Genomic DNA, 11,172 nt, shown 5'->3' on the forward strand with positions numbered 1-11,172 from the left:
TACCCGAGGGGGGTAACCATGAAAGGATGCATTCGACTCTCAGCTCTTGCACTTTCTGTCGCGGTGGCAAACCAGGCACTGGCAGAAGACAAGGCAAACGACTCAACACGTCAGTACCTTGCACCCATGGCAAGTTATCTGGTGCTCGATGAGGACCGGGAACTTTCCCGCAACGGTCTTGGCGGCAGCCTTATCTATGGCCGTGAACTTTCCGAGCACTGGTGGTGGGAGACCGAAGGTGCGGCCTACGGGCTGGATAGTGGTGTCGAGGGAGCTACTGATTTCTATCAGTACGCGGCCAGCACCGGTATCGCTTACGCCTTTGGCGATCGTGAAGGTTTTACTCCTTTTGTTCTCGCCAACATCGGCGCTATCTATAACGACGTCGTGCCTGATGATGATGACGAATTCGACCTGCATGCCAATGTGGGCATTGGTGCGGTAACCGGCCCGATTTTTGACAATGGCCTGAAACTTCGCGCTGAAGCTCGTTACATGTACGACGATTTTGACGGTGTTACTGGAACCCTGTCTGAAGATGAAGGCGGCTTCAATGACTGGCGCTTCTCCCTGGGTCTGGAAATCCCGCTGGGTGTGACCAAGGTGGTTGAAGTCGAGAAGATCGTCTACGAAACCCGTGAAGTGGAAAAAATTGTCGAGAAGCCCTTCGTGGACAGCGACGGTGACGGTGTGCCGGATGACCGTGACAAGTGTCCGGATACCATCCAGGGCGCCAAAGTCGATTCAGATGGCTGCATGATCATGAATCAGACCATCACCTTCAACAATATCAACTTTGAACTGAACTCTGCGGAAATTACCGCAAGCTCTGGTCCTTCCTTGAATCGGGTAGCCAAGGCATTGCAGGCCCAGCAAAACTTCAATGTTGAGATTGCCGGCCATACTGACAGCACCGGTTCAGCGTCTTACAACGAGAGCCTGTCTGACCAGCGTGCCAAATCCGTACGCCAGTATCTGATTGATCAGGGCATTGACGCCAATCGCCTGACTGCGCGCGGTTACGGTGAACTGGAGCCGATCGCCAGCAACGAAAATCAGTCCGGTCGTGCCATGAACCGCCGCGTGGAATTCCGCGTCAGCGAGCAGTAGGAGAGTAGCCATGAGTACTTATATTAAAACGCTGTTCGCCTTCCTGTTGGCAACCACCCTGGCCTTTGGTCTGGCGGGTTGTGAAGCAGATGGCGACGGCAACGGCAACAACCCGGGGTCGCGTATTTCCGATCAGGATAACGACGGTATTCCGGATGATGAAGATAACTGTCCGACTATCCCCAATTCGGATCAGAGTGATATTGACGGTGATGGTATCGGTGATGTCTGCGATGACGATACCGACAACGACACTATCCCTGATGATGATGACAACTGTCCGCTGGTTCCGAACACGGATCAGATTGATACCAATGGCGACGGTATCGGCGACGCCTGTACCGATGATGAAGATGGTGATGGCATCCCCGATGACACAGATAATTGTCCGGTAACACCCAACCCTGGCCAGGAAGATGGTGATGGTGACGGTGTCGGTGATGTCTGCGACAACTGCCCGCTGGTAGCCAATCCGGGTCAGGAAGACGCTGATGCCAACACTATCGGTGATGTCTGTGAAGACGACGACGATGGCGATGGCATTCCCAACGACGATGACAACTGCCCGGTAACCCCGAACCCGGATCAGGCGGATGTGGATGCGGATGGCGTCGGTGACGTCTGTGATAACTGCCCCAACAATGCCAATGCTGATCAGGCGGATGCGGATGAAGACGGAACCGGTGATGTGTGCGATGTGGATGGCTTTACCTGCACCGCTGGTGGACCGTTCGAGCCCCTCACTGCCGCCAACTTTGGTGCTACCGGTGAAACCTTCGGTATATGTGTAGGTTGTGGAGTCACTGTTCCAGGCGCAGCCATTGATGAGGATAACGCGACTTTCTCTGAAATGACCCTGGCCGTGAATGTGTTAGGTGGTGCCCGTTTGACGGTTACTGAAAACGCGAGTAACAACTTCTCTGGCATGGTGAACATCGGCTTTGTGACCAGTAACCCGGATACCGGTCTGCTTGACCTGGGTGTGCTCGGTGACTTCCTGACCCTGCGCCTTTACGACGACGGTGTGGAAGTCGACAGCTTCACCGTCGATGGGGGCTTGCTGGCTCTGGATGTGGCGGGCCTGCTTGGCGGTCCGGAGCAGACCTTTGTCGGTGTTGAAGTTGATGCGGATGCCACCGCGTTTGATGCTGTAGCGCTGGAATTCGGCGGCTTGATTTCAGCAGACAGCGAAGTGCGCGTGCATGATACCTGCGTACAGCAACCCTGAGTCTTTAGACTCTATATCTAGGGGCCTTCGGGCCCCTTTTTTATTGCTTCGGTATTGTTCAATTCATGCTGATCTATTGGGCCTTGACCCCACTGTGACAAAATAATCGCCTGATTCGCCCTGAATCGTTACTCTGTCTATAAGGGTCATTCTGGCCTCAAGAATGATAATCAGTGCAGTAAGGGGGCATCATGCGAAGCCGTATTTTTCTGACAGTGTGTCTGTTGGTTTCTCTGTTGGCAGGTTGCGACAAGGAGCCTGGGGTCGGCGAAGTCGTCAGCACCTTCAACAACTACGAAGAAACCGGCGATTTGCCTGCCTTGCAGGAGCGTGGTTACGTCCGCCTGCTGGCTCCCCGTTTTGATGAGCCCTCCGGCCTGCCCAGGCAGGGGGTTCCTGCCAGAGAATATCAGGCCCAGGCCGAGGCGTTTGTCAGGCACCTGGGGCTGCAGCCTCGCTGGGTCTATGCGGAAAGTTTTGCCGAGCTGGGCGCACTCATCAATGCGGGTGCTGCCGACGTGATCGTGACGAACTACTCGGTGACGAAAGACAGACAGAAAACCCTGGCATTCTCTACGCCGGTAAATGCGGTGCAGGAAAACCTCGTTGTTCCTGCAGAGAAGGCAGATCTGACTCTGACCAAGCTGAAAAACCTCACTATTTCGGTTCCGGAAGGGACCTCTTACCAGGAAACCGCAGAAAAACTGGCCCGGCGCCATGACAACATTTCGGTGGATGTGCTCGATGCCAATCTTTCCGACGAAGAACTGGTCGAGGGAGTGGAGTCCGGTGAGTTGGCTGCCACCATTATCGACAGCAACATGCTGGATGCCCTCATCAGCCCTGATGCCGAGGTAGCTATCGGCCCAGTGGTGAACCGCAAGCGGCGCATTGCCTGGGCAGTGAGGCAAGACAGTACCGAGCTGCTTGATCGCATCAATCAGTACATAACCAGTGAGCGGGTTATGTCTTCCGTCAAAGAACAGGAAAAGCGTGACTGGGCGGCGATCAAGAAGCAGGGCGTTCTGCGCGTCATTACCTCCAACAACCCCGCCAGTTATTTCATGTGGCGTGGTGAGCTGATGGGATTCGACTACGACCTGATCAACGACTTTGCCAAGAAGCATCGGCTGCGCGTCAGTGTTGTTGTCCGCGACAGCCCTTCAGCCATGTTTGCAGCGCTGCAGGCCGGGGAGGGCGATGTCATTGCGGCCTCCATGACCATTACCGAGGATCGCCAGAAACAAGGCTGGATGTTCAGTGACCGTTATTTGGAGGTCAACGAGCAATTGATCGGTCGTTCGGATGAAGCGCCCCTGGAAAATATCGGTCAGTTGGCCGGTCGTACCGTGGCCGTCAACCCGGAAACCGCCTATTACGACACCCTGCAGTCGCTTAGAGAGAGTGATTTCCCCTTTATCGTTCAGGAGGTGCCAGGCGCCAGCACCGAGATGCTGATTAATGCCGTGGCCAACGGTGAATACGATCTGACCATGGCCGATAGTCACCTGGCAGCCATGGAGTCCACCTATCGTGAAGATATTGCTGTGTTGTTTGAATTCGAGCCCGCCAAGGAGATTGGCTGGGGCCTGCGCCCTGAACAGCAGGCACTGGAAGAGCAACTCAACAGCTACATCGCCCGCCATTATCGGGGCCTGAACTACAACATTACCTACAACCGCTACTTCCGTGAGAAAAAAACCATCAATACCCACGAGGCCTATCGGGTTGGCTCGGGGAAAGCCATTTCTCCCTACGACGAGCTGGTTAAAAGCGAGGCCCTTAAATATGGGCTGGATTGGCGCCTGATTACCTCGCAGATGTACCAGGAAAGCCGGTTCAATCCCAAGGCTCGCTCGTTTGCGGGTGCGCAGGGGTTGCTGCAAGTGATGCCGCGTACCGGGCGCCAACTCGGCTACAGCAACCTGACTCGGCCAGAGAATGGAGTAGCGGCAGGGGTCGCCTATATGGACTGGCTGGAACAGCGTTTCCCGGCACGTCTGGATCTGGCGGAGAAACTCTATTTTACCCTGGCCGCCTACAATGCCGGGCACGGCCATGTGGAAGATGCGCGCCGCCTGGCGGAACGTCTGGGCAAGGATCCGGATAAATGGTTCGGCAACGTGGAAGAGGCCATGTTGTTGCTTTCCCGGCCGGAGTACGCCCGTCAGGCTCGCTACGGCTATGTGCGCGGGGCGGAGCCGGTGAAATATGTCAGGCAGATCAAAAATCGTTATCTGGGCTATGTGTCGGCCCTGGAGGAAGAAGAGGGCTAAGCGTTTGTGCCGCCCAGGGCTGAATGCCCGGTAAATGGATATTTTACAAAATCGCCATGGAAAAGCGTCATGGCAGCCCCATGATAAGGGTACCCATTCATTGAAAGGAGATTGTGATGGATCGCAATGCTTTCATCGAAAAGATTAAAGGTAAGCTCAACGAACTGGATAATGAATTTGACCAGTTGCAAGTCAAGGCGGACAAGGCCAGCGAAGACGTTCGTCACAAATGGGAAAGCCGTAAGCTGGAACTGAAAGAAAAACGTCAGGAATTGGCGGCTCGGCTGGATGAACTCCGTAATGACAGCAATGCCCGCTGGGAAGATGTTAAAGCCAGCGTGGAAAAGACCTGGGACAGCACTCTGGAAGGGTTGAAGGACATCAAGAACAACCTTCTCAAATAAGTCTCAGTCAAACTTAATATCTACGATGTTGGGAAAAGCGTGCCAATTTATTGGCGCGCTTTTTTTATGAAAAATTCATACCGCCGATCGCGCAATTTTCAACAACTGTCATGCCAACTGTAAAAGAACAGTTTGTAACTGTATTCCCTTTCCAAAACACAACAGAATTTCAACAGTGATATTGACGGAAAATTCACATCCGAGAGTAACCTGTGAAGAAGTAAGCACTGTCTAGGGAGTAGTGGCATGAAGAATCAGGGACGATTTTATATAGCTTGGTTGATACCGGTTGTGCTGTTAGTGGGCAGCCTGGGCTTGTCGGGGTGTGGTGCGGACGGGGATGGCTCTCGATCTCAGCCTCCCGTTAATCGTGACACCGATCAGGACGGCGATAATGTTCCGGATAACCGTGACAACTGTCCGTCTGTCAGTAACCCTGGCCAGGCCGATACGGATGGTGATGGCCTCGGCGATGCCTGCGATAACGATGCTGACGGCGACACCATCCTCAACAGCAATGATAACTGCCCGGCTGTGGCCAATACGGACCAGACCGATACGGATGGCGATGGTGTGGGTGATGCCTGTGACACGGATACGGACACCGATGGCGACGGGGTCGATGGTGGCGTGGATAACTGTCCGGCGGTGGCCAATCCCGGTCAGACAGACACCGACAGTGATGGCAATGGCGATGCCTGTGATACGGACGATGACAATGATGGGGTGGAGGACAGCACAGATAACTGCCCACTGACCAGCAACCCGGATCAAACCGATACGGATGGCAACGGCATTGGTGATGCCTGCGATATGGACAGCGACGGGGACGGCATCAGTGATGATCTGGATAACTGCCCGAATACTGCCAATGTGAACCAGACTGATACCGACAGCGACGGTCTTGGTGATGTCTGCGATGCCGATGACGATGGTGATGGCGTCAATGACAGCACGGACAACTGCCCGCTGATCAGTAACCCGGATCAGGCCGACAGTGATGGTGATGGCATTGGTGATGCCTGCGATACCGGTAATACCGACAGCGACGGTGATGGTGTCGACGATGATGCGGATAACTGCCCGGCGGTGGCCAACGCCGGGCAGGAAGATCTGGATGGTGATGGTACCGGTGATGCCTGCGATGACGACACCGATGGTGATGGTGTGGCCGATGCGCTGGATAACTGTCCGCTTACTGCAAATTCAACCCAGCTGGATGTGGATCTGGACGGCCAGGGTGATGCCTGCGACAGCGATGATGACGGCGATGGCGTTGATGATGGCGCCGATAACTGTCCAACGGTAAGCAACCCGGACCAGGCCGACAGTGATGGTGATGGCATTGGTGATAGCTGTGACCTTGATCTGGACGGTGATGGCGTCGATGACCTGAGCGACAACTGCCCGTTGATTGCCAACCCTGACCAGCTGGACTCTGATGGTGATGGTCTGGGCGACGGCTGTGATCCGGATGATGACAATGATCTGGTGCTGGACGTGTTGGATAACTGCCCGTTGACGGCCAACACCGACCAGGCGGATGCGGACGCTGATGGTGTCGGCGATGCCTGCGACAGCAACACCGATACCGATGGTGATGGCGTTGATGATGGCATTGATAACTGTCCCGCCGTTGGTAACCCGGATCAGGCTGACGCAGATGGGGATGGTATTGGCGATGCCTGTGATCCACTGACCGACAGTGATGGCGATGGTGTAGCGGACGATATGGATAACTGCCCCGATGTCGCTAATGCGGACCAGGCTGACAATGACGGCGATGGTCAGGGCGACGCCTGCGATACCGATGACGACAATGATGCCGTTCCTGACCTACTCGACAACTGCCCCAACGATGCCAATGCCACACAGCTGGATGCTGATCTGGATGGCATCGGTGATGTCTGTGATACCGATGACGATAATGACGGCGTGGACGACGCCGATGATAACTGTCCCACAGTCAGTAACCCGGATCAGGCTGATGGTGATGGTGACGGCATTGGTGACAGCTGTGACGTGGATCTGGATGGCGACGGCGTGGATGACCTCAGTGATAATTGCCCGCTGATTGCCAATGCCGACAAGGTAGATTCCGATGGGGATGGCCTGGGCGATGTCTGTGACCCGGATGATGACAATGATCTGGTGCTGGATGGCCTGGATAATTGTCCGCTGACGGCCAATACGGATCAGGCCGACATTGATGGCGATGGCATTGGTGATGCCTGCGATACGGTGAACGACAGTGATGGCGATGGCGTGGCAGACGAAATGGACAACTGCCTGAATACAGCCAACCCGGACCAGGCTGATGCCGACAGTGACGGCGTGGGTGACGCCTGTGATATGGATGCCGACAATGACGGCGTTGACGATGACGTGGACAACTGCCCGAATAACGCCAACGCGGATCAAGCGGATGCGGATGGTGATGGCCTGGGGGATGTCTGCGATGCCGAGTTCACCTGTAGTGGTGCCTCCGGCAATGGCCTGGAACCGCTGCTGGCGCCCACGGCAACGGCTTCCGGTGGTGGTGTCGGGTTGTGTGTCCTTTGTGGCCTGCAGGATGCGGCATTGGCCGTGGATGATCAGGTGCCAACGGCAGCACAGCTTTTCGTTACCCTCGGTGCCCTGGGTGGCGGAACCCGCCTCAATGTGGACAGCGGTGAAAGCTTCAGTGGTTCCAGCCGGGCCGGCTTTACCGTGAGCAATAGTGCCGACCTGCTGGATCTGGGTGTGCTGGATCAGATAACCGTGAGCTTGCTGAGCAATGGCACCGTGGTGGAGACCTCCGGCAGCGGTGGCTTGCTGAATTTGCAGCTGTTGACCCTGGGTGGCTTTGATCAGCAGTTCCTGTTCGTGGATACCACTGAGACATTCGATACCCTGCGTGTCGATCTCTCAGCCACGGTGGGTCTGCTGAGCGATCTGAATGTTCACCAGAGCTGCGTCGGGCCCACGCCCTGACCGGCGCTCACTTGCGCAACCAAAAAACGGGAAGCTTAGGCTTCCCGTTTTTTTAGGTATCTGGAGAGTGGCTGACCTGTCTGTTGGCGCCTTGCCGGCAGACAGGTTGTGTTGTGTCAGTGCTTGGTTGCCAGAGGCGCAAGCCATTGACTGAGCGCATCGAGTACCTGATCGCGACAATGATCATTGAGGATCTCGTGGCGCCCTTCAGGCCAGAAGTGAGCGGTCAATGGCTGCTCCATGGTATGCAATACCTGCTCCAGGGCCATCATGCCCTTGCCCATGTCGCTCATGGGGTCCTGCTCGCCACCCAGCAGCAGGACCGGGAGTTGGTCGGGGAGCTCGGCGAGCTGCACGATGCTGTGGATCTGACGTAGTCCTTCGATCAACTGGCACCAGGATTCGGTGGTGCAATCGAAGCCACACAGGTCGTCGTCCAGATAGCGCTGTACCTGATCGCGGTCGTTACTCAGCCAGTCGAACTCGGTACTCGGGTCCGGCACGCGGCGAGCCCAGGCACCAAAGGTCATTCTGCGAATCAACGGGCTCACCCCACGCTTGCCATTACGACGGCGGGTCAGCTTCACGGGCAGGCTCATCAGGGTGTAATAGGCTGCCGGGTGGTAATCGCTGGCGCATAGCACCAGCCCCGACAGATTCTCACCGGTGCGTTGAGCTGCTGCGAGGGCAATGAAAGAGCCCATGCTGTGGCCGCCAAGCACGCAGGGCAGACCCGGGTGCGTTTCACGGGCCATGGCGATCACCGCGTTGGCATCCTGCACCAGGCAGTCCCAGCCGTTGTCGTCACCGAAATGCCCTTTGGGGCATGCCTCGCTGACACTCAGGCCATGGCCACGATGATCCGGACAATACAGATGCCAGCCCTGCTCGTTGAGTGCCTTTGCCAGCGGCTCATAGCGGGCACCATGCTCCGCCATGCCGTGCAGCCAGACCATGATTCCCTTTGACGTTGCAGCCTCGGTGGGCCAGTGGTGGATAGCGGTGGAATGGCCGTCGCCCGTGTTCAGGTAGCGCATCTGCTTGCTCATAACATTCTCCGGCGGCGCGGTCAGTGGACAGGTTGATGCCTGTGATATTAAGGCGTCGTCGGCGAGGATAAGTGCTCAACCGGCAGCCTGCCGGCCAGGCCTCCTGAGCCTGTTCCGGACCATGGCATAATAACAGCTATGGCAACAGGGTGATGCAGCAACTACCATGCCGGACGCTGTTGTACGCTGCCCGATTTCCAGGAGAGACCATGATCGAATACCGGATTCGCCCACTGCGCCCTGAAGCTCATCTTTTTGAAGTGACGCTGACCGTGGCAGAGCCGACCCCGGAAGGGCAGGCGTTTACGTTGCCGGCCTGGATACCCGGCAGCTACATGATCCGTGATTTTGCCCGCCATCTGGTGCATCTGGAAGCCAGTTGTCAGGGTGAGACACTGCCCGTGGCGAAAATCGACAAGCAAACCTGGCAGGTGCCACCCTGCGACGGCCCTGTGCAGCTGCACTACCACGTTTACGCCTGGGACCTGTCCGTGCGCGGCGCGCATCTGGATACCACCCACGGCTATTTCAATGGCACCTGTGTCTTCCTGGCGCCCATGGGGCACGAGGACCAGCCTTGCGAAGTAGAAATCGAAGCACCGCAAGGCCCGGCCTACCTGGCCTGGCAGCTGGCCACCGGGCTGCCCCGGCTGACGGGGTCGGAGCTGGCGTTTGGCCGCTTCCGGGCAGATAACTACGATGCCCTGATCGACCATCCGGTGGAAATGGGCCCGTTCGAGTATGCCCAGTTCGAAGCCTGTGGCGTGCCGCACTGGGTGGTGATGGCCGGTCGTCACAAGACCGATATGGCGCGGCTGTGCCGGGATCTGAAACCGATCTGCGAACATCACATCCGCATGTTCGGCGAACCGGCGCCCATGGATCGCTATCTGTTCATGACCCTGGTCACCGGCAATGGTTATGGTGGCCTGGAACATCGCAATTCCACCAGCCTCATGTGTGCCCGCGACGACCTGCCCAAGCGCACCGACGAGCCGGGCAAGGTGCGCGATGGCTATCGTAATTATCTGGGCCTGTGCAGCCACGAATATTTCCATACCTGGAATATCAAGCGGATCAAGCCGGCGGCGTTCACGCCGTTTGATCTGTCCCGGGAAGTGCATACGGAATTGTTGTGGGCCTTCGAGGGCATCACCAGCTACTACGATGATTTGTCGCTGACCCGCACCGGGCTGATTGCGCCGCAGAGCTATCTGGAGCTGCTCGGGCAGACCCTGAGCCGGGTGTATCGTGGTCAGGGCCGCCACAAGCAAACTGTCACCGAATCCAGCTTCGACGCCTGGACCCGCTTCTACAAGCAGGATGAAAACGCCCCCAACGCCATCGTCAGTTATTACACCAAGGGCTCGCTGGTGGCGCTGGCGCTGGATCTGACCCTGCGCAACTTGACCGGCGAGAAAAAGTCCCTGGACGATCTTATGCGCCTGCTCTGGGCCCGTTACGGGCAGACCGGCGAAGGCGTGCCGGAGCAGGGCATACAACCCCTGGCCGAAGAAGTCGCCGGCTGCGACATGAGCGACTTCTTCGAGCAGGCCCTCTACAGCACCGAGGATCTGCCCCTGGCAGAGCTGTTGGCCGAGCGCGGTGTAGAGCTCAATTGGCGCAGTGCTGCCGGCCATGGCGACAACGGTGGCAAGCCCGGCAAGGATGGTATCCCTAATCTGGGGGTGCGGCTGGTTGCCGATCCGATGGGCGCGAAGATTGTCGTCGCCTTCGAGCAGGGCCCGGCCATGGCTGCCGGATTGTCTGCGGGGGATGTGATCATTGCCGTGGATGGCCTGCACGCTACACAGAGCAATATCGACAATCTGATGGCCAATTTCCTGCCCGGCGAAAACGTGGAAGTGCATGCTTTCCGCCGCGACGAGCTGATGAAATTCAAAGTGACAGTGGCGCCCAGCGAACCAAGCACCGCGTATTTGACCATCGCCAAGGGCGGGTTAACCGAGAAGGGCAAAGCCTGGCTGCACTGGAAGGGCAATGAATAGTTAACAATTAATAATGAATAGCGGAAATCCTGGACTGTGCATTGGCTGTAGGAGCGGCGCTCGAGCCGCGAACCTGCTTGCGAGGGTTTTCCCAAGAACGATTCGCGGCTCGAGCGCCGCTCC

General features: G+C 56.9%; 7 protein-coding genes and 1 pseudogene. 7 read left to right on the forward strand and 1 reads right to left on the reverse strand.

The genetic code is table 11. From position 1 onward, the window contains the following. The first annotated feature begins 18 nt into the window (after nucleotides 1-18). The 6 genes and pseudogenes from Q0Y02_RS13435 (at nucleotide 19) to Q0Y02_RS13460 (ending at nucleotide 7,991) form a co-directional block, all read left to right on the forward strand. On the forward strand, nucleotides 19-1,110 hold the full coding sequence (locus Q0Y02_RS13435) for an OmpA family protein (protein WP_297769401.1): 1,092 nt from the start codon (nucleotides 19-21) through the stop codon (nucleotides 1,108-1,110). Nucleotides 1,111-1,240: 130 nt separating this feature from the next. After that, nucleotides 1,241-1,402, forward strand: a pseudogene (locus tag Q0Y02_RS13440) (thrombospondin type 3 repeat-containing protein); the annotation flags it as partial. A gap of 12 nt (nucleotides 1,403-1,414) precedes the next feature. Beyond that, nucleotides 1,415-2,338: a thrombospondin type 3 repeat-containing protein gene (locus tag Q0Y02_RS13445; protein ID WP_297769452.1), complete on the forward strand. Its 924-nt coding sequence runs from the start codon at nucleotides 1,415-1,417 to the stop codon at nucleotides 2,336-2,338. A 191-nt stretch (nucleotides 2,339-2,529) separates the two neighbouring features. Then, nucleotides 2,530-4,614: a transporter substrate-binding domain-containing protein gene (locus Q0Y02_RS13450; protein ID WP_297769404.1), complete on the forward strand. Its 2,085-nt coding sequence runs from the start codon at nucleotides 2,530-2,532 to the stop codon at nucleotides 4,612-4,614. Between the two features lie 116 nt (nucleotides 4,615-4,730). Further along, nucleotides 4,731-5,018 carry a hypothetical protein gene (locus Q0Y02_RS13455; protein ID WP_297769409.1) on the forward strand — a complete coding sequence of 96 codons (288 nt, stop codon included), beginning with the start codon at nucleotides 4,731-4,733 and terminating at the stop codon, nucleotides 5,016-5,018. 246 nt (nucleotides 5,019-5,264) lie between these two features. Beyond that, nucleotides 5,265-7,991 carry a thrombospondin type 3 repeat-containing protein gene (locus Q0Y02_RS13460; protein ID WP_297769411.1) on the forward strand — a complete coding sequence of 909 codons (2,727 nt, stop codon included), beginning with the start codon at nucleotides 5,265-5,267 and terminating at the stop codon, nucleotides 7,989-7,991. Nucleotides 7,992-8,107: 116 nt separating this feature from the next. Here the strand turns inward: Q0Y02_RS13460 and Q0Y02_RS13465 are convergent, their stop codons facing one another. Next, the gene (locus Q0Y02_RS13465) at nucleotides 8,108-9,040 is read right to left on the reverse strand and encodes an alpha/beta fold hydrolase (protein WP_297769414.1); all 933 of its coding nucleotides are present in this window, start codon (nucleotides 9,038-9,040) and stop codon (nucleotides 8,108-8,110) included. A gap of 209 nt (nucleotides 9,041-9,249) precedes the next feature. On the opposite strand from Q0Y02_RS13465, the gene Q0Y02_RS13470 reads away from it, so the two are divergent. Beyond that, nucleotides 9,250-11,049: a PDZ domain-containing protein gene (locus Q0Y02_RS13470; protein ID WP_297769417.1), complete on the forward strand. Its 1,800-nt coding sequence runs from the start codon at nucleotides 9,250-9,252 to the stop codon at nucleotides 11,047-11,049. Nucleotides 11,050-11,172: the final 123 nt, after the last annotated feature.

Source organism: uncultured Alcanivorax sp., assembly GCF_947258575.1.
GTDB lineage: Bacteria > Pseudomonadota > Gammaproteobacteria > Pseudomonadales > Alcanivoracaceae > Alcanivorax.

Bases quoted from the DNA above. Each gene is read 5' to 3' on its own strand.
- Q0Y02_RS13435 (WP_297769401.1), top strand. From the start codon at position 19: ATGAAAGGATGCATTCGACTCTCAGCTCTTGCACTTTCTGTCGCGGTG.
- Q0Y02_RS13450 (WP_297769404.1), top strand. From the start codon at position 2,530: ATGCGAAGCCGTATTTTTCTGACAGTGTGTCTGTTGGTTTCTCTGTTG.
- Q0Y02_RS13455 (WP_297769409.1), top strand. From the start codon at position 4,731: ATGGATCGCAATGCTTTCATCGAAAAGATTAAAGGTAAGCTCAACGAA.
- Q0Y02_RS13460 (WP_297769411.1), top strand. From the start codon at position 5,265: ATGAAGAATCAGGGACGATTTTATATAGCTTGGTTGATACCGGTTGTG.
- Q0Y02_RS13465 (WP_297769414.1), bottom strand. From the start codon at position 9,040: ATGAGCAAGCAGATGCGCTACCTGAACACGGGCGACGGCCATTCCACC.
- Q0Y02_RS13470 (WP_297769417.1), top strand. From the start codon at position 9,250: ATGATCGAATACCGGATTCGCCCACTGCGCCCTGAAGCTCATCTTTTT.